Here is a 21,753-nt window from a genome sequence, read left to right as displayed (position 1 = left end):
GGGATTCATGTCCTGAAGAGCCCCTCTCCCCAGCCCTCTCCCTGAAGGGAGAGGGGGCAGTCTGTGCCGAGAAAGGTGATGGTTTCAGCCGGGAACCTTTGGTGTTGCCGGCTAACTCCAGAACATCCAAGCACTCCGAACGGTCCCCTCTCCCTTCAGGGAGAGGGTTAGGGAGAGGGCGCTCTCAAGCACGGCGCCAACCCCGCCGGCAGACACCCGTCAGGCCTTCATCCACTCCACCAGGCGCAGCAGCATGGCGTCGCACGCCTCCAGCTGCTCCAGGCTGACGAACTCGTCCGGCTTGTGCCCTTGGTCCATGCTGCCCGGCCCGCAGACCACGGCGGGAATGCCGGCCTGGTCGAACAGGCCGCCCTCGGTGCCATAGGCCACGGTGGAAAACTCATCCGAACCACTGAGCCGCGCCAGCAGCTGCGCCACTTCGCTTTCCGGGTCGGTGGCCAGCGCCGGGTAGGCCGAAAGCTCGCTGAAGCGGATGTCGGTGTCGGCCTTCACCGCGCGCATCTTCGGCAGCAGCTCGGTTTCGGCGTAGTCGCGCAACTCCTCGGCGACCCGCTGCGGGTCGTCGCTGGGCAGCGCGCGCACCTCGAAGTCGAACTGGCATTCGGCCGGCACGATGTTCAGCGCACGGCCGCCGCCGATCACCCCGGTCTGCACCGTGGAGTAGGGCGGGTCGAAGCGTTGGTCGTGGCGTTCCACGGCGGCCAGGCGGGTGCCGATCTCGCCGAGGCGGTTGATCAGCTTCGCCGCGTATTCGATGGCGTTCACCCCCTGCGGGGCGTAGGCCGAGTGGCAGGGCGCGCCGTGCACCTGGCAGCGCATGGCCAGCTTGCCCTTGTGGCCGAGCACCGGCTTGAGCTCGGTGGGTTCGCCGATGATGCAGGCGATCGGCTTGTGCTCGCGGCGTTCCAGGTCCGCCAGCAGCGAACGCACGCCCAGGCAGCCGACCTCTTCGTCGTAGGAGAAGGCCAGGTGCAGCGGCACGCGCAGCGGTTGGGCGAGGAACGCCGGCACGGCGGCCAGCACGCAGGCGATGTAGCCCTTCATGTCGGCCGTGCCGCGGCCGTACAGGCGGCCGTCCTTCTCGGTCAGCTCGAAGGGCGGCAGCGTCCATGGCTGGCCGTCCACCGGCACCACGTCGGTGTGCCCGGACAGGCACACGCCGCCGCGGTCACGCGGGCCGAGGGTGGCGAACAGGTTGGCCTTGGCGCCGGTCTGGTCGTGGAACAGCTCGCTCTCCACCCCCAGGTCGCTCAGGTAATCCTGCACGTACTGGATCAGCGCCAGGTTGGAATTGCGGCTGACGGTGTCGAAGGCGATCAGCCTGGCGAGGATGTCACGGCTGCTGGGCATGTTCAGATCCTGCTTTATCAAATGTAGGAGCGAGCTTGCTCGCGAACCCGCCTCCGCAGCGAGGGTTGGTTCGCGAGCAGGAACTGGGCGTCCCCCTCGATCCTACAGGGTACGTCACTCGTCGCCGGGTACGCCGTAGCTCGGCGCCTTGGTCGGGTCGAGGGCGCGGGTGATGTAGTCCTGCATCTGCGGCTTGTAGTCCACCCAGAGTTTTTCCAGCGCGTCGATCGGTGCCTCGTCGGCCCAGTCCACGCGCAGGTCGACCACCGGCCAGACCAGGTCGCCCACCACCTTCAGCGCCGCCGAATGCACCGGCCCGGCTTCGCCGCCGGCGGCCATGGCCGCCTGCATCGCCGCCAGCAGGCGCTCGGCGAGGCAGCCGGCGGCGCCTTCGAAGGCCTTGACCATGGCGTCGATCACCGCCGTGGAGGACAGCAGGTTGCCGGCCGCCACGCAGTTCTCGCCCGCCACGGCGTGGTGGGTGCCCAGCGCCTCGCTGCCGGTGAACAGCGCCACCCGGCCATGCTGGTCGACCACCGTGACCTGGCGGTACTGGCTGTAGCCGTTGCTCGACAGCGCCTTGTCCAGCGCGGCGGCGGGCTCCAGGCCCGCCTCCAGGCGGTCGAGGATCTGCGGGCCGAGGGCCGGCAGGGTGACGTTCTGCGTGGCCACCGCGCCGACGCCCGCGCGCACCCAGGGGCAGCGCGCGCCCACGGCGATGCTCGAGGAGCTGATGGCGATGCCCAGCTGGCCGGTCTCGGCGCAACGGCCGACGATGGAGAAGGTCATGGGCGGCTCCTTATTTTTCCCAGTCGTCCGGAATCACCGCGATCACGTCGATCTCCATCAGCCACTGCGGCTGGCCGAGGGCCGACACCACCAGGCCGGTGGAGATCGGGAACACGCCCTTGAGCCACTTGCCGACCACCTGGTAGACCGGTTCGCGGTAGCGCGGGTCGATGATGTAGGTGGTGGTCTTGACGATGTGCGACAGGTCGCTGCCGGCTTCTTCCAGCAGTTGCTTGAGGTTCTTCATCGCCTGCTCGGTCTGCGCCGCCGGGTCGCCCAGGCCCACCAGGTTGCCGTTGAAATCGGTACCGACCTGGCCGCGCACGTACACGGTGTTGCCGGCGCGCACGGCCTGGCAGAGGTCGTTGTCCAGGGACTGGTTCGGGTAGGTGTCCTTGGTGTTGAACATGCGGATGCGAGTGTGGGTAGGCATCACTTACTCCCAGGAAGCGGCTTTTTGAACGGATTCGGGGGACGCCTGGCGCTGCGAGGCATCCTGGTATTCGACGTACTTGCGTTGGGTGGCGATGTGCCCGGCGACGTGCTTGGCGTCGTGCCATACGCCCCAGATGAACGACGAGCCCCGGCGCGACAGCCACGGCAGGCCGACGAAGTACACGCCCGGCTCGCGCGACACGCCGCGCTGGTGCTTGGGCTTGCCCTTGTCGTCGAAGGCGTCCACCTGCAGCCAGTTGAAGTCCACGGCGTAGCCGGTGGCCCAGATGATCGAGGTGATGCCGGCGGCGGCCAGGTCCAGTTCCAGGATCGGCTGGCGGATGCACTCGGCGTCCGGGTAGACGCGGCGCGCCTCGGGCTCTTCCGGCAGGTCCAGGCCGTTGCGCTCGATATAGGCGTCGGCGGCGTCCAGCAGGCCGAGGTAGTTGTCGTCGCCGGCTTTCAGGTTGGCCACCAGGTCTTCCTGGAAGCTCACCTTGCCGCCCGCGAAGGTCTTGGTCAGGCCGACCAGGGTGATGCCCTCGTTGGCCAGGCGACGGAAATCGATGGTCTCGCCGCCACGCGCGCCGCTCACGGCGATGGTCACGTGCTCGCGGCCGGGCTGCACTTCCTCGGCGTCCCACAGGCCGAGCACGCCCAGCCACCAGACGAAGTCGCGGTTGCGGTAGGAGCGCGGCGGGCGGTCATGGGCGCCGACGGACAGGTAGGTCTTCTTGCCGGCGCGGTTCAGCTCGTCGGCGATCTGCACGCCGGAGGAACCGGCGCCCACCACCAGCACGGCGCCTTCGGGCAACTGCTGCGGGTTGAAGTACTTGGCTGAGTGGATCTGGTACAGGCCTTCGTCCTTCGGCGCGATGGCCGGGATCACTGGGCGCTGGAACGGGCCGGTGGCGGAGACGATGCGCAGGGCGCTCAGGGTGCCTTCGGAGGTTTCCACGGTGAAGCCGGGGCGGCCTTCGTTGCGGGTCACCTTCTGCACTTCCACGCCGGTGCGGATCGGCGCGTTGAACTGCTTGGCGTAGGCGACGAAGTAGTCCGCCACCTGCTCCTTGGCCGGGAAGTCGTCCGGGCCGACCGGGAATTCCAGGTTCGGGAAGCGGTCGTGCCAGGCCGGGCCGTTGGCTACCAGCGAATCCCAGCGGCCGGTGCGCCAGGCTTCGGCGACACGGCTCTTTTCCAGCACGATGTGCGGCACGCCCTGGCTGGTCAGGTGTTCGCTCATGGCGACGCCGGCCTGGCCTGCGCCCACCACCAGGGTGTCGGTTTCAATGCCATCGAGCGACTTGCCGGCGGGCTTGCCGAAGGCGGTCTGATTCAGATCGGCCATGGGGTGACTCCTCGGACTCTGATCGTTGTTGTTCTGCGGTCACGGTTGTCCACCGCGTGTTGGCCGCATTCTGTTCAGAGCCGGGAATTAGCGAAATTATGTTTTTTGTAGTCGCTGGCTAGGGAAAAGCTGTCCGCCCGCAAGCCCCGCGCCGTGCGGGGCGGAACGCGGGGGCTATAGGTTTTTGCGTGGCATGGGCGACAAAATCGATGGGGTAGTGACGAGGCTGGCGCTTGCGTAGGGCGCATAACCGTTCGCGGTTATCCGCCGCCTGGCGTCGCACAAGGGTTGCGGCGGATAACGCCGTAGGCGTTATGCGCCCTACCGGCTCTCCGCCACCGCCTCGAGGAAGCGCTCCAGCACCAGGTTCGGCCGCCGGCCCTTGCGCGTCACCACCGTCAGCGGGATGTCGTAGTGGAAGCGCTCCGGGCGCAGCGCGCGCATGCGGCCCTGGGCCACCCAGTCGGCGGCGTAGTGGTCGGGCAGGTAGCCGATGTAGCTGCCGGTGAGGATCAGGAAGGCCATGCCTTCGCGGTCCGAGGCGTTGGCGCTGGCGTTCAGCTCCTGGTGGCGCTCCTGGGCTTCGGCGGGAATCCGGTAGCTGGGCGCCACCGCGTCGCAGGCGTGGATTTCCGCCACCGTGATGCCGGCGTCCTCGCGCTCGAACAGCGGGTGCTCGCGGCTGCAGAACAGCAGCGACCGTTCGTCGTACAGCGGCGAATACTCCAGCCCCGACAGCGGGCTGATGAGCGGTACCACGCCTATATGCAGGCGGCCGTCGAGCACGCCCAGCTCGATCTCGTTGGGCGTGGTCATGCCGATGTTGATGCGCACCCCCGGCCCGCTCGCCTTGAGCGCGCGCAGGGCGTGGGTGATGCGCATCTGCGGCAGGGTCACCAGGTTGTTGATGATGCCGATGTTCAGCTCGCCGCGCAGGTGCTGGTGCAGCTCGTTGACCTCGGCGCGGAAGCCCTCCAGCGCCGCCAGCAGCGACTGGGTGGCGCGGTACACCTCGCGGCCCTCGTCGGTCAGCGCGAAACCGGCGCGGCCGCGCTGGCACAGGCGCATGCCCAGGCGCTTTTCCAGGTCGCCCATGTGCAGGCTGATGGCCGAGCGGCTGATGCCCAGGGTGCTCTCGGCAGCGGAAAAGCTGCCGCACTCGACTATGGTCTTGAAGATGCGCAACAGGCGGATTTCGAAGTCGCTGACCTGGCCCAGGGAAGGGCTGCGGGTTTTCGCCATTATTGTTTTACCGAATCGAAACTGAACGTAAGAAGAATAAGCTTTAACTCACGTTTAGTCAGGCCCAATCTTGGCTCATCGCAGCAGGCGCGACGCCGCCTGCGCGCCCAACAAGACAGTCGTCGAGGACGAGCTCCATGAATCAGCAAGTGAACGTAGCGCCGTCGGCCGCCGCCGACCTGAACCTGAAGGCCCACTGGATGCCCTTCAGCGCCAACCGCAACTTCCACAAGGACCCGCGCATCATCGTCGCCGCCGAAGGCAGCTGGCTGGTGGACGACAAGGGCCGTCGCATCTACGACAGCCTCTCGGGCCTGTGGACCTGCGGCGCCGGTCACTCGCGCAAGGAAATTGCCGACGCGGTGGCCAAGCAGCTGACCACCCTCGACTACTCCCCGGCCTTCCAGTACGGCCACCCGCTGTCCTTCAAGCTGGCCGAGAAAATCACCCAGCTGACCCCGGCCGGCCTCGACCACGTGTTCTTCACCGGTTCCGGCTCCGAGTGCGCCGACACCTCGATCAAGATGGCCCGCGCCTACTGGCGCCTGAAAGGCCAGGCGCAGAAGACCAAGCTGATCGGCCGCGCCCGTGGCTACCACGGCGTCAACGTCGCCGGCACCGCCCTGGGCGGCATCGGCGGCAACCGCAAGATGTTCGGCCAGCTGATGGACGTCGACCACCTGCCGCACACCCTGCAGCCGGGCATGGCCTTCACCAAGGGCATGGCCGAGACCGGTGGCGTCGAGCTGGCCAACGAGCTGCTGAAGCTGATCGAACTGCACGACGCCTCGAACATCGCCGCCGTCATCGTCGAGCCGATGTCCGGTTCCGCCGGCGTGCTGGTTCCGCCGAAGGGCTACCTGCAGCGCCTGCGTGAAATCTGCGACGCCAACAACATCCTGCTGATCTTCGACGAAGTCATCACCGCCTTCGGCCGCATGGGCAAGGCCACCGGCGCCGAGTTCTTCGGCGTGAAGCCGGACATCATGAACGTCGCCAAGCAGGTCACCAACGGCGCCATCCCCATGGGCGCGGTGATCGCCAGCAGCGAAATCTACGACACCTTCATGGGCCAGAACCTGCCGGAGTACGCCGTCGAGTTCGGCCATGGCTACACCTACTCCGCGCACCCGGTCGCCTGCGCCGCCGGTATCGCCGCGCTGGACCTGCTGGAGAAGGAAAACCTGATCCAGCAGTCCCTGGAACTGGCTCCGTACTTCGAGAAGGCCCTGCATGGCCTGAAGGGCGCGAAGAACGTCGTCGACATCCGCAACTGCGGCCTGGCCGGCGCGATCCAGATCGGCGCCCGTGACGGCGACGCCATCGTGCGTCCGTTCGAAGCCAGCATGAAGCTGTGGAAAGAAGGCTTCTACGTGCGCTTCGGCGGCGACACCCTGCAGTTCGGGCCGACCTTCAACGCCAAGCCCGAAGACCTCGACCGCCTGTTCCACGCGGTCGGCGAAGCCCTGAACGGGGTGGCGTAAGTGAGCGAGCGTCCCAAGGCCGTTCCGACGGTGCAGATCGACAACGACAAGGTCCTGGTCACCGAGTGGCGCTTCGCCCCCGGTGCCGAGACCGGCTGGCACCGCCACGGCATGGAGTACGTGGTGGTCCCGGTGACCGGCGGCGAACTGCTGCTGGAAACCCCCGACGGCGAGCGCCGCGCGCCGCTGGTGCTGGGCCAGAGCTACACCCGCCAGATCGGCACCGAGCACAACGTGATCAACCCGTGCGATCACGAAGTGGCCTTCATCGAGATCGAGCTCAAGCAAGCGTGATCGCGCGGGCCCGCGGGTAGGCGCCGCGGGGAATCTCGCCTTAGAGTGATATTCCCGGCGGGCTCCGCGGCCCACCCAACACACCGAACAAACCCCCTCTCCCTTCAGGGAGAGGGCTGGGGAGAGGGGCCCTTGGCGGCTCGGTATCCCACACTTTCAGCGAGAAGAGACAAGACGATGACCACCATCAAGCACCTGATCGGCGGCGAGCTGATCGCCGACACCGGCCGCACCGCCGACGTCTTCAACCCGTCCACCGGCGAAGTCGTGCGCCAGGTGCCGCTGGCCGACCGCGAAACCATGCAGCAGGCCATCGACGCCGCCAAGGCCGCCTTCCCGGCCTGGCGCAACACCCCGCCGGCCAAGCGCGCCCAGGTGCTGTTCCGCTTCAAGCAGCTGCTCGAAGCCAACGAAGAGCGCATCGTCAAACTGATCAGCGAAGAACACGGCAAGACCATCGAAGACGCCGCCGGTGAACTCAAGCGCGGCATCGAGAACGTCGAATACGCCACCGCCGCCCCGGAAATCCTCAAGGGCGAGTACAGCCGCAACGTCGGCCCGAACATCGACGCCTGGAGCGACTTCCAGCCGCTGGGCGTGGTCGCCGGCATCACCCCGTTCAACTTCCCGGCCATGGTCCCGCTGTGGATGTACCCGCTGGCCATCGCCTGCGGCAACACCTTCATCCTCAAGCCGTCCGAGCGTGACCCGAGCTCCACCCTGCTGATCGCCGAACTGTTCCAGGAAGCCGGCCTGCCCAAGGGCGTGCTGAACGTGGTGCACGGCGACAAGGGCGCGGTCGACGCGCTGATCGAGGCCCCGGAAGTCAAAGCCCTGAGCTTCGTCGGCTCGACCCCGATCGCCGAATACATCTATTCCGAAGGCACCAAGCGCGGCAAGCGCGTGCAGGCCCTGGGCGGCGCCAAGAACCACGCCGTGCTGATGCCCGACGCCGACCTGGACAACGCCGTCAGCGCGCTGATGGGCGCCGCCTACGGCTCCTGCGGCGAGCGCTGCATGGCCATCTCGGTAGCGGTGTGCGTGGGTGACCAGGTCGCCGACGCCCTGGTGCAGAAACTGGTTCCGCAGATCAAGGGCCTGAAGATCGGCGCCGGCACCTCCTGCGGCCTCGACATGGGCCCGCTGGTCACCGGCGCCGCCCAGGCCAAGGTCACCGGCTACATCGACGCCGGCGTGGAACAAGGCGCCGAGCTGGTCGTCGACGGCCGCGGCTACAAGGTCGCGGGCCACGAGAAGGGCTTCTTCGTCGGCGGCACCCTGTTCGACCGCGTGACCCCGGAAATGACCATCTACAAGGAAGAAATCTTCGGCCCGGTCCTGTGCATCGTGCGCGTGAACAGCCTGGAAGAAGCCATGCAGCTGATCAACGACCACGAATACGGCAACGGCACCTGCATCTTCACCCGCGACGGTGAAGCGGCCCGCCTGTTCTGCGACGAGATCGAAGTGGGCATGGTCGGCGTCAACGTGCCCCTGCCGGTGCCGGTGGCCTACCACAGCTTCGGCGGCTGGAAGCGCTCGCTGTTCGGCGACCTGCACGCCTACGGCCCGGACGGCGTGCGCTTCTACACCAAGCGCAAGGCCATCACCCAGCGCTGGCCGCAACGCAAGTCCCACGAAGCGGCGCAGTTCGCGTTCCCCAGCAATAGCTGAGGTGGCGTGAGGTAAGAGAAAGGCCGGTCAGATGACCGGCCTTTTTCGTTTTCAGCGCAGCCGCCGGGGCGCCTCGACCAGCCTGGGCATGGCCTCGAAGGGCACCCACAGCTCGCCCTGCCAGTCCAGCAGCACCAGCGGCCGCGCCTGCCAGCTCATCACCACGCGCCTTGGCGTATCGCCAGGTGATGCCTGGTCGCGCAGGCTGGGGATGACTTCGCGGGTCAGCCAGGTATCGAGGTGCTGGCTCTCCGGGTGGCCGAAGCGGACCAGGGCCTTGTACAGCGCGGCTTCGCTGAGGACGTCGACGGCTTCCTCGCTGCCGGTTTCGTAGCACAGGTGGATGCGCTGGGTTTCGTGGGGCAGGACGCGGTGCTGGAAGGTGTGGGGATGGCGGATGCCCAGGAGGCGGGCGAGGTCGTAAGAGGCGAACCAGGGTTGGTTGTCGATCATCACCGCGCGCAGCGGGCGGCCGTGGCGGGTGAAGAAGGTGGGGGTGTATGCGTCGTGCATGGTTAGCTCCTGTTATCCATCAAGAGAGCTGCCACCACACGTCGCCAAGCGTAGGGAGGCAGACCGCGCGGGGTTGGCGAACCGGTTAACAGGAAAACCCGGCAGACCCTAAGGTCTCCCCGCACGATCTGCCGTTGAGCGTTGCAGAGAATCTGCGAGCTTTTGGGAGCTGCAAGAGCACTCCCTTCGGCATTACGCGCCTGTTAGTGATGGGTCGCCAAACCCAAGCCACGGACGGGCCGTGACCGGGGCAGGATAGGGAGCGGCCCTTGGGCGGGATACGGCGATATTTCCGATATGGGTGTAGGAGCGAGCTTGCTCGCGAACGGTGTTTACCGTTAGTGGTGGTGTTTGGTGTTGATTCCGCTCCCTCTCCCCAGCCGAGGGTTAGGGAGAGGGTGGTTGGCTTCGCGCCGGCGTAACCGGGAAGCGCTGTTCGCGAGCAAGCTCGCTCCTACATGAGGAGCGAAAGCAGTGCTCAGCGGAACTCGGTGCCGATCAGCTGCAGGATGCCTTCGCGGAAGCGCATCACGCGGGTGGCTCCGTTCTGTGGGGCATAGGTCCAGATTTCGATGGTCGCGCCGCCGGGAATGAACTTGCCGTCCGGGCCTCGGCGTGGCGGAGCGGGTGGGATGACTTCGCGCTGGGCCGGGGCGCCGCACTTCTGCAGCACCTCGTCCATTTTGTCGCCTTCGTTGATCAGCTGGGTGCCGCAGCGCAGGGTCGAGGCTTCGGCGCTGGCGCACAGGGCCAGGAGCAGGGCGGCGAGCAGGTTGCGGGGCAGGGCGGGCATGGTTTTCCTCCTTGATGACCGGCCCAGCATACCGGTTCGCTCTAGTTCGGGCCTTTGACGCGGCTCACTTGCGCAGGTTGCGCGCGTACAGGTCCTTGCCGCCGTTGCTGCCGCCGCCGCGCACCTGCAGTTCGAAGCGCTTGGGGTGGCCCTTGATCAGGTCGCTGAGTTTCTTGAAGCCGTACAGCCGGGGGTCGAAGGCCGGGCGCAGCTTGCTGATGTTCTGGCCGAGGGCGCCGAGATGCACCCAGTCTTCCTCGTCGTCGGCGATGTCGTCGAGCACCTTGGCGATGAAGTCCAGCGGTACGCGCTGGGCCTTGGGCTTGGCGGCTGCCTCGGGCTTCTGCTGCTGGCCGGTTTCCGCCGGCTCCGCCGGGGGCGCCGGTTCGGCGCGGAGGATTTCGGTGTAGATGAACTTGTCGCAGGCGCGCACGAAGGGGTCGGGTGTCTTGCTCTCGCCGAAGCCGTAGACCATCAGGCCTTCCTCGCGCAGGCGGGCGGCCAGGCGGGTGAAGTCGCTGTCGCTGGAGACCAGGCAGAAGCCGTCGAAGCGGCGGGTGTAGAGCAGGTCCATGGCGTCGATGATCAGCGCGCTGTCGGTGGCGTTCTTGCCCTTGGTGTAGGCGAACTGCTGGATCGGCTGGATGGAGTGGTCGAGCAGCACCTGTTTCCATTTGCCCAGCTGCGGCTGGGTCCAGTCGCCGTAGATGCGCTTGACGCTGGCCACGCCGTACTTGGCGATCTCCTCGAACAGGCCCTCGACGATGGCGGCGGGGGCGTTGTCGGCGTCGATCAGGACGGCGAGGTGGGTCTGCTGGCGGTTGGGGCTGGTCTTGGTCGCCATGGGTACTCCGGTCTGAAGGCTTGCATCGACCTTAGACCGCGAGCGCCCGTGGCACCAGTGCGGCTAGCCGTTGAGGCGGCGGCTGTCGAAGGCGTCGCGGGCCTCGTAGGCGCTGTAGGTGGCCTGCGCGGCGAGCATGCCGGCGAGGCCGAAGGTGCGGCTCAGGCCGAAGCGGGCGAAGCCGGCCGGCAGCGCCCGGGCGCCGCTCAGGGCGTCGGCGAGCGCTTCGCCGGCCACGGTGGTCGGTGCCATGCCGTGGCCGCCGAAGCCCACGGCGTGCCAGATGCCGGCTTCGTCCTGGCCGATCTGCGCCATCTGCTGGCGGCCGTAGCTCATCAGGCCGCCCCAGGCGAAGTCCACCTTGACGTCGGCGAGCTGTGGATAAACCAGCGCCAGGTCGCGCTTGAGCAACCCGGCGATGGCCTGCGGGCCACGGTCGAGGATGGAGATGCGGCCGCCCCAGAGAATGCGGCCGTCGGCCAGCGGGCGGTAGTAGTCGAAGGCGAAGCGGGTGTCGTAGATGGCGGCCTGGCAGGCGATGGCGTCCTCGAGGCGCTCGCCCAGCGGCTCGGTGGCCATGACGTAGGTGGCGATCGGCAGCACCGCGCGCTCGACCGGCCGGTACACCCCGCGCGCGTAGCCGCCGCCGCAGAACACCACCTGTTCGGCATGCACTTCGCCGCTGGCGGTGCGCACCACGTAGCGCCCGTCGCGTTTTTCGATGCCCTCGGCCGGCGAGCCTTCATAGATCCGCACGCCGAGGCTGGCGGCGGCGCGGGCGATGCCGCGCACGTATTTCAGCGGGTGGAAGTGGAAGGCGTTGCGCTCCAGCAGGCCGCCGAAGTAGCGCTCGGTCTTGAGCTGCTCGCGCAGGGCGCCGGTGGAGATCGGCTCCCAGTCCACGCCGTAGCCTTCCTTCATCAGCCGCCGGGGTTTTTCCAGGCGCGCCGGGTCGTTGAACCAGTTGGCGAGGATCACCCCTTCGTCCACCAGGTCGCAGTCGATGCTGTAGCGGTGGGTGCGCTGGCGGATCAGCTCCACAGCGTCGATGGTCAGCCGGTAGAGCTTGCGCGCTTCCTCGGCGCCGAGGGTTGCCAGCAGCTCGGCGTTGCCCAGGCAGTAGCCACCGAAAACGAAGCCGCCGTTGCGCCCCGAGGCGCCGTGGCCGACCTGGTGCGACTCCAGCAGCACCACGTCGGAGATACCGCGCTCGGCCAGGCCCAGCGCGGTGTTCAGCCCGGCCAGGCCGCCGCCGAGGATGCACACGCGGGTGTCGACGCGGCCGCGCTGGGCCGGGTAGCCGGCAGGTTCGGCGGTGGCTTCGTAGTAGGTCTGGGTGAAGCTGGGCATGGCTGGACTCGTCCCTTGAGCTGTTGAACGAGTGTTTAGCCTTTCGGGCGGGGAGGGCAACTGAAAAATCTTCGGGTTGGCATTCCCTGGCGGACTGCTGGCGTTCAGGGTCGGCGGCGGATAACGCCTGGGGCGTTATTCGCCCTACGGGAGGCCGGCTCGCCGAGCACGTAGGGCGAATGACCGTTCGCGGTCATCCGCCGTTTTCGCCGGTGATCAGTACTCGATCACCACATCCCCCTTCGGCACGCTGCAGCACGACAGGATGTAGCCCTCGGCCACGTCTTCGTCGGTGATGCCGCCGTTGTGTTCCATGTCCACCTCGCCCGAGCGCTTCATCACCTTGCAGGTGCCGCAGATGCCCATGCCGCAGGCCTTGGGGATGTGCAGGCCGAGCTTGGCCGCCGCCGCGTGGACGGTCTCGCCGGGGGCCACGCGGATGCTCTTGCCGGTTTCGCAGAACTCCACGTTGTTCAGGTCAGCGGCCGGCACTTCCGGGGCCTCGGCGGCTTCGGCGGCCAGCTCCTTCACGTCGGCGCGCACTTCCGGCGGGGTCGGGCCGAAGGCTTCCTCGTGGTAGCGCGACATGTCGTAGCCTTCGGCTTCGAGCAGGCGCTTGATCGCGTGCATGTAGGGCGTGGGGCCGCAGCAGAAGACCTCGCGTTCGAGGAAGTCCGGGGCGATCAGCTGCAGCATGGCTTTGTTCAGGAAGCCGCGGTAGCCGGCCCAGGCCTCGCCCATCTCGTATTTCTCGCAGATCAGGTGGACCTTGAAGTTGGCGATGCGCGAGGCCATGTGGTCCAGCTCGCGGTGGTAGATGATGTCCTTGGGCGTGCGCGCGCTGTGCACGAAGACCATGTCCACCGCGCCGTTGGTGTCGAAGAACCAGCGCGCCATGGACATCACCGGGGTGATGCCGACGCCGCCGGAGAGGAACAGCGCCTTGTCGGTGGGGAAGTCGATGGCGTTGAAGTTGCCCACCGGGCCGTGCACCGGGAGGACGTCGCCTTCCTTGAGGTTGTCGTGCAGCCAGTTGGAGACCTTGCCGCCGGGCACCCGCTTGATGGTGATGGAGAAGCTGTAGGGCACCGAGGGCGAGCTGGAGATGGTGTAGGAGCGCATGATCGGCTGGCCGTCGATCTCCAGCTCCAGGGTGACGAACTGCCCGGGCTTGAAGAAGAACATGATCGGCTGGTCGGCCATGAAGCAGAAGGTGCGCACGTCCCAGGTTTCCTGGATGGCCTTGACACAGCGCACCAGGTGGCGGCCGTTGGCCCAGGTCTGGGTGTTCACCGGGTTGAGGAAGTTGCTCGACGACATGATGTCTCTCCGCGCGCGCAGGCCGTTTCCCGGCCGTAGGGGGCAGCGCCGGGCGGGGTCGCGTGCCCCGGCCTTTCGGCATGCCTGATGGAGCCGATTGTGCGCACGCCGCCGGGCCACCCATTTGCCTGCGTGCGACATTTGCATGCTTATCGCGACCTGCCGCCTGGGGCGTGGGCTGCCGCGTCGGAAACGGATGCGGTCATGTCGCCCATGGATAAGGCCCCTGTGAGGCCCGGCAGCACACTCCCATCCAGCCGAGACGAAGGTATTCCAGTAGAGCGCCCGACCTTCGCGCCCGCCACAACGGGCCCTCTCCATCGGCAGGAGGGGATTCCGGGACGACCGGGGTGCGGAAGGCTGTGAACGCCGCCTTGCGTAGCGTCAACCGTATCAGCCACCTATTTCGCCACCGCCGACTGCGGCGGGGCATGAGGACCAACCGATGGACGTCACTACCACCCTGAGTCTGGGCGATCCGCTGGAACCGGCCCGCAAGGCCACCGCCGAGATGCTGCGCACCCGCGACCATTCCTTCTCGCTGCCGCAACCCTTCTACAACGACGAGCGCCTGTTCCAGCTCGACATGCAGGAGATCTTCCACAAGGAATGGCTGATCGCCGGGATGACCTGCGAGATCCCCGCCAAGGGCAACTTCCTCACCCTGCAGATCGGCGACAACCCGGTCATCGTCCTGCGCGGCGCCGAAGGCAAGGTGCACGCCTTCCACAACGTCTGCCGCCACCGTGGCTCGCGCCTGTGCGTCAGCGACAAGGGCAAGGTGGCCAAGCTGGTCTGCCCCTACCACCAGTGGACCTACGAGCTGGACGGCCGCCTGCTGTTCGCCGGCACCGAGATGGGCGCCGACTTCGACATGAAGGACTACAGCCTGAAACCGGTGCACGTGAAGACCGCCGGTGGCTACATCTTCATTTCCCTGGCCGAGAACCCGCCGGCCATCGACGATTTCCTGCGTACGCTCGAGCACTACATGGAGCCGTACGACATGGAGAACGCCAAGGTCGCGGTGCAGACCACGCTGCGGGAAAAGGCCAACTGGAAGCTGGTGCTCGAGAACAACCGCGAGTGCTACCACTGCAACGGCTCGCACCCCGAGCTGCTGAAGACCCTGCTGGAGTGGGACGACGTCACCGACCCGCGCGCCAGCCAGGCGTTCAAGGACCAGGTCGCCGCCTGCACCAAGGCCTGGGACGAGGAGAAGATTCCCTACGCCCACGCCAGCTTCGGCCTGCGCAACCGCATCGTGCGCATGCCGCTGCTCGACGGCACCGTGTCGATGACCATGGACGGCAAGCAGGGCAGCAAGAAGCTGATGGGCCGGATCAAGAACCCGGACCTGGGCTCGATGCGCATCCTGCACCTGCCGCATTCGTGGAACCACTGCATGGGCGACCACATCATCGTCTTCACCGTGTGGCCGATCAGCGCGCAGGAAACCGTGGTGACCACCAAGTGGTTGGTGCACAAAGACGCCGTGGAAGGCGTGGACTACGACGTGCAGCGCCTGCGCGAAGTGTGGGACGCCACCAACGACCAGGACCGTCGCCTGGCCGAGGAAAACCAGCGCGGCATCAACTCAACGGCCTACCAGCCGGGCCCGTACTCGAAGACCTACGAGTTCGGCGTGATCAACTTCCTCGACTGGTACAGCGAGCGCATGCTCAACAACCTCGGCGAAGAATCGGCCCACGCGCGGCTGGTCCACGGCGAGTAAGCCCCACCCATCCGGCGCCCCCTTTTCGGGGGCGCCGTCGTTTCGGAGGCCGCCGCATGGACAGCCTGTGGTTCTACGTCAGTTCCGGGTTCGTCGGCGTGCTGCTGGCGTGGAACCTGTTCGCCTGCTGGCGCAAGCGCTAGCCGCGATACGCAGTCGTAGGGCGTATAACGCTCCGCGTTATACGCCGTTTGACGTGGGTTTCAGGCGCGCCTCGGGGTCGACCCGGAGGCCGGGCATGAGGGCGGTGTAGCGGCGTATAACCGCGAACGGTTATACGCCCTACGCAATGCACGCCTTCCCAGCAGCGACATCTTCCCGTCATTCCCCCGGGCTCTCTAAAGCCCCTCCGTCATGCCCACTTTTCCACCCGCGACGCGAACGCCGTCGCCCATGTCGTCGCCTTGACGCTTTCGGTACGACCCTGGTCGTTTTCGAAGCGGGTCGCCCCGCGACCCGGGGATATGCTGGCCCCAAAGCGTCGGCCGAAGTACCGGCGCGCCAAGCCTGACTAGGGGTAATGCCAGATGAGCCCAGCCGAACTGCACGCCGACAGCATCGTCATCGATGGCCTGATCATCGCCAAATGGAACCGCGAACTCTTCGAGGACATGCGCAAGGGCGGCCTGACCGCCGCCAACTGCACCGTGTCCGTGTGGGAGGGCTTCCAGGCCACGGTGAACAACATCGCCGCCAGCAACAAGCTGATCCGCGAGAACAGCGACCTGGTCATCCCGGTGCGCAGCACCGCCGACATCCGCCGCGCCAAGGAGCTGGGCAAGACCGGCATCCTCTTCGGCTTCCAGAACGCCCACGCGTTCGAGGACCAGATCGGCTACGTCGAGGTGTTCAAGCAGCTCGGCGTGGGCATCGTGCAGATGTGCTACAACACCCAGAACCTGGTCGGCACCGGCTGCTACGAGCGCGACGGCGGGCTCTCCGGCTTCGGCCGCGAGATCGTCGCCGAGATGAATCGTGTCGGCGTCATGTGCGACCTGTCCCACGTCGGCAGCAAGACTTCCGAGGAAGTCATCCTCGAATCGAAAAAGCCGGTCTGCTACTCCCACTGCCTGCCCTCGGGCCTGAAAGAGCACCCGCGCAACAAGTCCGACGAGGAGCTGAAGTTCATCGCCGACCACGGCGGCTTCGTCGGCGTGACCATGTTCGCGCCCTTCCTCGCCAAGGGCATCGACTCGACCATCGACGACTACGCCGAGGCCATCGAGTACGTGATGAACATCGTCGGCGAGGACGCCATCGGCATCGGCACCGACTTCACCCAGGGGCACGGCCAGGACTTCTTCGAGTGGCTGACCCACGACAAGGGCTACGCCCGCCGCCTGACCAACTTCGGCAAGATCGTCAACCCGCTGGGCATCCGCACCGTGGGCGAGTTCCCCAACCTCACCGAGACCCTGCTCAAGCGCGGCATGCCCGAACGCGTGGTGCGCAAGGTCATGGGCGAGAACTGGGTGCGCGTCCTCGCCGACGTCTGGGGCGAGTGATGAATACCCCCGGGGCCTGCTGCGCACACCGATAGCTGCGTCGTGTCCTCGCGACAAGCTCGCCGTACAGTCGTACTGCTCTCGCTTGTCGCTGCGGGACTCCTTGCTCTCGATGTGCTCGCGACGGCCCCACGGGCATTCACTGGCACTTCTCATACCTGAAAGCAGGGCTGCGCCCTGCCGGAACAGCAAATCCTGGAGTCTGCACACATGGCCAAACACGCCCCCGAACTGCCCATCGAAGTCGACAGCGAAACCGGCGTCTGGACCACCGACGCCCTGCCGATGCTCTACGTACCGCGGCATTTCTTCGTCAACAACCACATGGGCATCGAGGCCGAGCTGGGCGCCGAGCGCTACGCCGAGATCCTCTACAAGGCCGGCTACAAGTCCGCCTGGCACTGGTGCGAGAAGGAAGCCGAATGCCACGGCATCGAAGGCGTGGCGGTGTTCGAGCACTACATGAAGCGCCTGTCGCAGCGCGGCTGGGGCCTGTTCCAGATCGAGCAGATCGACCTCGACAAGGGCACCGCCCAGGTGCGCCTGAAGCACTCCGCCTTCGTCTACGTGTACGGCAAGGTCGGGCGCAAGGTCGACTACATGTTCACCGGCTGGTTCGCCGGCGCCATGGACCAGATTCTCCAGGCCCGCGGCAGCAGCCTGCGCACCGTCGCCGAGCAGGTCTACAGCGGCGCCGAGGAAGGTCATGACGATGGCCTGTTCACCGTCAAGCCGCTCTGACCGCCCTGACTCGTAGGAGCGAGCTTGCTCGCGAACAGCAGCCTGCACGGCTGCCGCCAGACAACAAGAAACCTCTGATCCCGTGAGGATGCCGCAATGGCTTTCGAGTCCATGTTCCAGCCGATCCAGATCGGCAAGCTGACCATCCGCAACCGCGTGCTCTCCACCGCGCACGCCGAGGTCTACGCCACCGACGGCGGCATGACCACCGAGCGCTACGTGAAGTACTACGAGGAGAAGGCCAAGGGCGGCATCGGCCTGGCCATCTGCGGCGGCTCGTCAGTGGTGGCCATCGACAGCCCGCAGGGCTGGTGGAAGTCGGTCAACCTGTCCACCGACCGCATCATCCCGCACTTCCAGAACCTGGCCGACGCCATGCACAAGCATGGGGCCAAGATCATGATCCAGATTACCCACATGGGCCGCCGCTCGCGCTGGGACGGCGAGCACTGGCCGACCCTGATGTCGCCCTCGGGCATCCGCGAGCCGGTGCACCGCGCCACCTGCAAGACCATCGAGCCGGAAGAGATCTGGCGGGTCATCGGCAACTACGCGCAGGCCGCGCGCCGGGCGAAGGAAGGCGGCCTGGATGGCGTCGAGCTCTCCGCCGTGCACCAGCACATGATCGACCAGTTCTGGAGCCCGCGCGTCAACAAGCGCACCGACGAGTGGGGCGGCACCTTCGAAGGCCGCATGAAGTTCGGCATGGAGGTGCTCAAGGCCGTGCGCAAGGAAGTCGGCGACGACTTCTGCGTGGGCATGCGCATCTGCGGCGACGAATTCCACCCGGACGGCCTGTCCCACGAGGACATGAAGCAGATCGCCAAGTACTACAGCGACACCGGCATGCTCGACTTCATCGGCGTGGTCGGCTCCGGCTGCGACACCCACAACACCCTGGCCAACGTCATCCCGAACATGACCTACCCGCCGGAGCCCTTCCTGCACCTGGCGGCGGGCATCAAGGAAGTGGTCAACGTGCCGGTGCTGCACGCGCAGAACATCAAGGACCCGAACCAGGCCACGCGCATCCTCGAAGGCGGCTACGTGGACATGGTCGGCATGACCCGCGCGCACATCGCCGACCCGCACCTGATCGCCAAGATCAAGATGGGCCAGGTCGACCAGATCAAGCAGTGCGTCGGCGCCAACTACTGCATCGACCGCCAGTACCAGGGCCTGGACGTGCTGTGCATCCAGAACGCCGCGACCAGCCGCGAATACATGGGCGTGCCGCACATCATCGAGAAGACCACCGGCGTGAAGCGCAAGGTCGTCGTCGTCGGTGGCGGCCCGGCCGGGATGGAAGCCGCGCGGGTGGCGGCCGAACGCGGCCACGACGTGACCCTGTTCGAGAAGAAGGATGCGCTCGGCGGGCAGATCACCACCGCTTCCAAAGCGCCGCAGCGCGACCAGATCGCCGGCATCACCCGCTGGTACCAGCTGGAGCTGGCGCGCCTGGGGATCGACCTGCGCCTGGGCACCGGCGCCGACGCCGACACCATCATGGACCTGCGCCCGGACGTGGTGGTGCTGGCCAACGGCGGCCACCCGTTCCTCGAACAGAACGAACACTGGGGCGCCGCCGAGGGCCTGGTGGTGAGCAGCTGGGACATCCTCGACGGCAAGGTGGCGCCGGGCAGGAACGTGCTGGTCTACGACACCATCTGCGAATTCAGCGGCATGTCGGTGGCCGACTTCCTCGCCGACAAGGGCGCCCAGGTGGAGATCGTCACCGACGACATCAAGCCGGGCGTGGCCATCGGCGGCACCACCTTCCCCACCTACTACCGCAGCATGTACCCCAAGGAAGTGATCATGACCGGCGACCTGATGCTGGAGAAGGTCTACCGCGAGGGCGACAAGCTGGTGGCGGTGCTGGAGAACGAATACACCGGCGCGAAAGAGGAGCGGGTGGTCGACCAGATAGTCGTGGAGAACGGCGTGCGCCCCGACGAGAGCTTGTACTACGCGCTCAAGGAGGGCTCGCGCAACAAGGGCCAGATCGACGTCGAGGCGCTGTTCGCCATCCAGCCGCAGCCGTGCCTCAACGAGCCGGGCGACGGCTACCTGCTGTTCCGCATCGGCGACTGCGTGGCCCAGCGCAACACCCACGCGGCGATCTACGACGCGCTGCGGCTGTGCAAGGACTTCTAAGACACGCCTCGTGATGTCCGGTAGGCATGGATAGCCCCCTCTCCCTTCAGGGAGAGGGATGGGGAGAGGGTGGTGGGCCGAGTGACTGAGCCGACCGGAAACACCCTCTCCCCCCGCCCTCTCCCGCCAGCGGGAGAGGGAGCTTGTCCAGCGCCCCCTGAGGTCCCGTAGGGAGACCCGTAACAATGCTCAACATCATCCTCCCCATCCTGCTCTTCGCCGCCCTGGCCCTCGCCGCGCTGGGCGCGGTGAAGCGCTTCGCCATGTGGCGCCGCGGCCGTCCCGCGCAGGTCGACTGGCTTGGCGGCCTGCTGGCCATGCCGCGGCGCTACCTGGTGGACCTGCACCATGTGGTCGAGCGCGACAAGTACATGTCCAAGACCCACGTGGCCACCGCCGGCGGCTTCGTCCTGGCGGCGCTGCTGGCCATCGTCGTGCACGGCTTCGGCCTGCACAGCCGCATCCTCGGCTTCGCCCTGCTGGCCGCCACCGCGCTGATGTTCACCGGCGCGCTGTTCGTCGCCAGGCGCCGCCTCGACCCGCCGGCGCGGCTGTCGAAAGGCCCGTGGATGCGCCTGCCGAAGAGCCTGCTGATGTTCTCGGCGAGCTTCTTCATCGCCACCTTGCCGGTCGCCGGCATCCTCCCGGAAGGTTTTGGCGGCTGGTTCCTCGCGGCCATCCTCGCCGTGGGCGTGGCCTGGGGCGTGTCCGAGCTGTTCTTCGGGATGACCTGGGGCGGGCCGATGAAGCACGCCTTCGCCGGTGCCCTGCACCTGGCCTGGCACCGCCGCGCCGAGCGGTTCGCGGGTGGTCGCTCCACCGGCCTGAAAGCCCTCGACCTCACCGACCCCATGGCCCCGCTGGGCGTGGAAAAACCCACCGACTTCACCTGGAACCAGCTGCTCGGCTTCGACGCCTGCGTGCAGTGCGGCAAGTGCGAGGCCATGTGCCCGGCCTTCGCCGCGGGCCAGCCGCTGAACCCGAAGAAGCTGATCCAGGACATGGTCATCGGCCTGGCCGGTGGCAACGACGCGAACTTCGCCGGCTCACCCTATCCGGGTAAGCCGCTCGGCGAGCACGGCGGCGGCCCGCACCAGCCGATCGTGTCGCTGCAGGGCAAGGCCCTGGTCGACGCCGACACGCTGTGGTCGTGCACCACCTGCCGCGCCTGCGTCGAGGAGTGCCCGATGATGATCGAGCACGTCGACGCCATCGTCGACATGCGCCGCCACCTCACCCTGGAGAAGGGCGCCACCCCGAACAAGGGCGCCGAGGTGCTGGAAAACCTGATCGCCACCGACAACCCCGGCGGCTTCGCCCCCGGCGGCCGGCTGAACTGGGCGGCCGACCTGAACCTGCCGCTGCTCAGCGAGCGGAAGCAGGTCGAGGTGCTGTTCTGGGTCGGCGACGGCGCCTTCGACATGCGCAACCAGCGCACCCTGCGCGCCTTCGTGAAGATTCTGAAAGCGGCGAAGGTGGACTTCGCCGTGCTCGGCCTGGAAGAGCGCGACAGCGGCGACGTGGCCCGCCGCCTGGGCGACGAGGCGACCTTCCAGGCCCTGGCCCGGCGCAACATCGCCACCCTGGCGCAGTACCGCTTCAAGCGCATCGTCAGCTGCGACCCGCACAGCTTCCACGTGCTGAAGAACGAATACGGGGCGCTGGGCGGCAGCTACGACGTGCTGCACCACAGCACCTTCATCGACGAGCTGGTGCAGGCCGGCGCGCTGCAACTGGGCCAGAGCAAGGCCGACAGCGTGACCTACCACGACCCCTGTTACCTGGGCCGCTACAACGGCGAGTACGAGGCGCCGCGCAACGTGCTCAAGGCCATCGGCATCGAGGTGAAGGAAATGGCCCGCTCCGGCTTCCGCTCGCGTTGCTGCGGCGGTGGCGGCGGCGCGCCGATCACCGACATCCCCGGCAAGCAGCGCATCCCGGACATGCGCATGGTCGACATCAAGGAGACCGGCGCCGAGCTGGTGGCCGTGGGCTGCCCGCAGTGCACCGCGATGCTCGAAGGCGTGGTCGCGCCGCGCCCGGAGATCAAGGACATCGCCGAGCTGGTGGCCGACGTGCTGATCGAGAGCGCGGACGCCCCGGCAAAAAAGCCGGCGCGGCGTGAAGAAGTGGCGGAGGTGCATTGATGAGCGCACTG

Annotated in this window: 18 protein-coding genes; 8 read left to right on the top strand and 10 right to left on the bottom strand. The window is 66.9% G+C overall.

Going from position 1 to position 21,753, the window contains the following annotated elements:
- Window positions 1–219: 219 nt before the first annotated feature.
- From argE to P3W75_RS07415, 5 genes are all read right to left on the bottom strand, one after another.
- Window positions 220–1,371 (bottom strand): acetylornithine deacetylase, encoded by a 1,152-nt coding sequence (gene argE, locus P3W75_RS07435; protein ID WP_276226727.1) that lies wholly within the window; start codon window positions 1,369–1,371, stop codon window positions 220–222.
- Window positions 1,372–1,485: 114 nt separating this feature from the next.
- Window positions 1,486–2,160: a DUF1028 domain-containing protein gene (locus P3W75_RS07430; protein WP_276226726.1), complete on the bottom strand. Its 675-nt coding sequence runs from the start codon at window positions 2,158–2,160 to the stop codon at window positions 1,486–1,488.
- Window positions 2,161–2,170: 10 nt separating this feature from the next.
- Window positions 2,171–2,593: a RidA family protein gene (locus P3W75_RS07425; RefSeq protein ID WP_276226725.1), complete on the bottom strand. Its 423-nt coding sequence runs from the start codon at window positions 2,591–2,593 to the stop codon at window positions 2,171–2,173.
- A gap of 3 nt (window positions 2,594–2,596) precedes the next feature.
- Complete coding sequence (locus P3W75_RS07420; protein WP_276226724.1) at window positions 2,597–3,943, bottom strand: flavin-containing monooxygenase; 1,347 nt, start codon at window positions 3,941–3,943, stop codon at window positions 2,597–2,599.
- 321 nt (window positions 3,944–4,264) lie between these two features.
- On the bottom strand, window positions 4,265–5,185 hold the full coding sequence (locus tag P3W75_RS07415; RefSeq protein WP_009614289.1) for a LysR family transcriptional regulator: 921 nt from the start codon (window positions 5,183–5,185) through the stop codon (window positions 4,265–4,267).
- Between the two features lie 137 nt (window positions 5,186–5,322).
- Here P3W75_RS07415 and P3W75_RS07410 point away from each other — a divergent pair, with 137 nt between their 5' ends.
- The 3 genes from P3W75_RS07410 to P3W75_RS07400 all read left to right on the top strand — a co-directional run bounded on the left by P3W75_RS07410 (window position 5,323) and on the right by P3W75_RS07400 (window position 8,637).
- Window positions 5,323–6,669 carry an aspartate aminotransferase family protein gene (locus P3W75_RS07410; protein ID WP_276226723.1) on the top strand — a complete coding sequence of 449 codons (1,347 nt, stop codon included), beginning with the start codon at window positions 5,323–5,325 and terminating at the stop codon, window positions 6,667–6,669.
- On the top strand, window positions 6,670–6,963 hold the full coding sequence (locus P3W75_RS07405; RefSeq protein WP_276226722.1) for a cupin domain-containing protein: 294 nt from the start codon (window positions 6,670–6,672) through the stop codon (window positions 6,961–6,963).
- A gap of 177 nt (window positions 6,964–7,140) precedes the next feature.
- The gene (locus P3W75_RS07400) at window positions 7,141–8,637 is read left to right on the top strand and encodes a CoA-acylating methylmalonate-semialdehyde dehydrogenase (RefSeq protein ID WP_276226721.1); all 1,497 of its coding nucleotides are present in this window, start codon (window positions 7,141–7,143) and stop codon (window positions 8,635–8,637) included.
- A gap of 51 nt (window positions 8,638–8,688) precedes the next feature.
- Here the strand turns inward: P3W75_RS07400 and P3W75_RS07395 are convergent, their stop codons facing one another.
- From P3W75_RS07395 to gbcB, 5 genes are all read right to left on the bottom strand, one after another.
- Window positions 8,689–9,150, bottom strand: a complete 462-nt coding sequence (locus P3W75_RS07395; RefSeq protein ID WP_276226720.1) for a BRO-N domain-containing protein — start codon at window positions 9,148–9,150, stop codon at window positions 8,689–8,691.
- Window positions 9,151–9,628: 478 nt separating this feature from the next.
- A complete protein-coding gene (locus P3W75_RS07390; protein ID WP_276226719.1) occupies window positions 9,629–9,943 on the bottom strand; it encodes a DUF2845 domain-containing protein in 315 nt (104 codons plus the stop codon).
- A 64-nt stretch (window positions 9,944–10,007) separates the two neighbouring features.
- Window positions 10,008–10,787, bottom strand: a complete 780-nt coding sequence (locus P3W75_RS07385; protein WP_276226718.1) for an NYN domain-containing protein — start codon at window positions 10,785–10,787, stop codon at window positions 10,008–10,010.
- A gap of 63 nt (window positions 10,788–10,850) precedes the next feature.
- Window positions 10,851–12,137, bottom strand: coding sequence for an NAD(P)/FAD-dependent oxidoreductase (locus P3W75_RS07380; protein ID WP_276226717.1), 1,287 nt, complete (start codon window positions 12,135–12,137; stop codon window positions 10,851–10,853).
- Window positions 12,138–12,353: 216 nt separating this feature from the next.
- A complete protein-coding gene (gbcB, locus tag P3W75_RS07375; protein WP_276226716.1) occupies window positions 12,354–13,457 on the bottom strand; it encodes a glycine-betaine demethylase subunit GbcB in 1,104 nt (367 codons plus the stop codon).
- Window positions 13,458–13,902: 445 nt separating this feature from the next.
- On the opposite strand from gbcB, the gene gbcA reads away from it, so the two are divergent.
- From gbcA to dgcB, 5 genes are all read left to right on the top strand, one after another.
- The gene (gene gbcA, locus P3W75_RS07370; RefSeq protein ID WP_276226715.1) at window positions 13,903–15,192 is read left to right on the top strand and encodes a glycine-betaine demethylase subunit GbcA; all 1,290 of its coding nucleotides are present in this window, start codon (window positions 13,903–13,905) and stop codon (window positions 15,190–15,192) included.
- Between the two features lie 527 nt (window positions 15,193–15,719).
- Window positions 15,720–16,697: a dipeptidase gene (locus tag P3W75_RS07365; protein ID WP_276226714.1), complete on the top strand. Its 978-nt coding sequence runs from the start codon at window positions 15,720–15,722 to the stop codon at window positions 16,695–16,697.
- A 210-nt stretch (window positions 16,698–16,907) separates the two neighbouring features.
- Window positions 16,908–17,438, top strand: coding sequence for a DUF5943 domain-containing protein (locus P3W75_RS07360; RefSeq protein ID WP_276226713.1), 531 nt, complete (start codon window positions 16,908–16,910; stop codon window positions 17,436–17,438).
- 96 nt (window positions 17,439–17,534) lie between these two features.
- Window positions 17,535–19,595, top strand: coding sequence for a dimethylglycine demethylation protein DgcA (dgcA, locus tag P3W75_RS07355; protein WP_276226712.1), 2,061 nt, complete (start codon window positions 17,535–17,537; stop codon window positions 19,593–19,595).
- Window positions 19,596–19,780: 185 nt separating this feature from the next.
- Window positions 19,781–21,742 carry a dimethylglycine demethylation protein DgcB gene (dgcB, locus tag P3W75_RS07350; protein ID WP_276226711.1) on the top strand — a complete coding sequence of 654 codons (1,962 nt, stop codon included), beginning with the start codon at window positions 19,781–19,783 and terminating at the stop codon, window positions 21,740–21,742.
- The last annotated feature ends 11 nt before the right edge of the window (window positions 21,743–21,753 follow it).

The sequence above is a fragment of the Pseudomonas citronellolis genome (genome assembly GCF_029335315.1).
GTDB lineage: Bacteria > Pseudomonadota > Gammaproteobacteria > Pseudomonadales > Pseudomonadaceae > Pseudomonas > Pseudomonas citronellolis_A.
Note: the sequence above shows the minus strand (reverse complement) of the source record. Positions and strands in the feature narration are given on the sequence as shown.

Coding starts and splice junctions, on each gene's coding strand:
- P3W75_RS07410 (WP_276226723.1), top strand. CDS start 5,323: ATGAATCAGCAAGTGAACGTAGCGCCGTCGGCCGCCGCCGACCTGAAC.
- P3W75_RS07430 (WP_276226726.1), bottom strand. CDS start 2,160: ATGACCTTCTCCATCGTCGGCCGTTGCGCCGAGACCGGCCAGCTGGGC.
- argE (WP_276226727.1), bottom strand. CDS start 1,371: ATGCCCAGCAGCCGTGACATCCTCGCCAGGCTGATCGCCTTCGACACC.
- P3W75_RS07360 (WP_276226713.1), top strand. CDS start 16,908: ATGGCCAAACACGCCCCCGAACTGCCCATCGAAGTCGACAGCGAAACC.
- gbcB (WP_276226716.1), bottom strand. CDS start 13,457: ATGTCGTCGAGCAACTTCCTCAACCCGGTGAACACCCAGACCTGGGCC.
- gbcA (WP_276226715.1), top strand. CDS start 13,903: ATGGACGTCACTACCACCCTGAGTCTGGGCGATCCGCTGGAACCGGCC.
- dgcA (WP_276226712.1), top strand. CDS start 17,535: ATGGCTTTCGAGTCCATGTTCCAGCCGATCCAGATCGGCAAGCTGACC.
- P3W75_RS07395 (WP_276226720.1), bottom strand. CDS start 9,150: ATGCACGACGCATACACCCCCACCTTCTTCACCCGCCACGGCCGCCCG.
- dgcB (WP_276226711.1), top strand. CDS start 19,781: ATGCTCAACATCATCCTCCCCATCCTGCTCTTCGCCGCCCTGGCCCTC.
- P3W75_RS07425 (WP_276226725.1), bottom strand. CDS start 2,593: ATGCCTACCCACACTCGCATCCGCATGTTCAACACCAAGGACACCTAC.
- P3W75_RS07380 (WP_276226717.1), bottom strand. CDS start 12,137: ATGCCCAGCTTCACCCAGACCTACTACGAAGCCACCGCCGAACCTGCC.
- P3W75_RS07400 (WP_276226721.1), top strand. CDS start 7,141: ATGACCACCATCAAGCACCTGATCGGCGGCGAGCTGATCGCCGACACC.
- P3W75_RS07385 (WP_276226718.1), bottom strand. CDS start 10,787: ATGGCGACCAAGACCAGCCCCAACCGCCAGCAGACCCACCTCGCCGTC.
- P3W75_RS07420 (WP_276226724.1), bottom strand. CDS start 3,943: ATGGCCGATCTGAATCAGACCGCCTTCGGCAAGCCCGCCGGCAAGTCG.
- P3W75_RS07390 (WP_276226719.1), bottom strand. CDS start 9,943: ATGCCCGCCCTGCCCCGCAACCTGCTCGCCGCCCTGCTCCTGGCCCTG.
- P3W75_RS07365 (WP_276226714.1), top strand. CDS start 15,720: ATGAGCCCAGCCGAACTGCACGCCGACAGCATCGTCATCGATGGCCTG.
- P3W75_RS07415 (WP_009614289.1), bottom strand. CDS start 5,185: ATGGCGAAAACCCGCAGCCCTTCCCTGGGCCAGGTCAGCGACTTCGAA.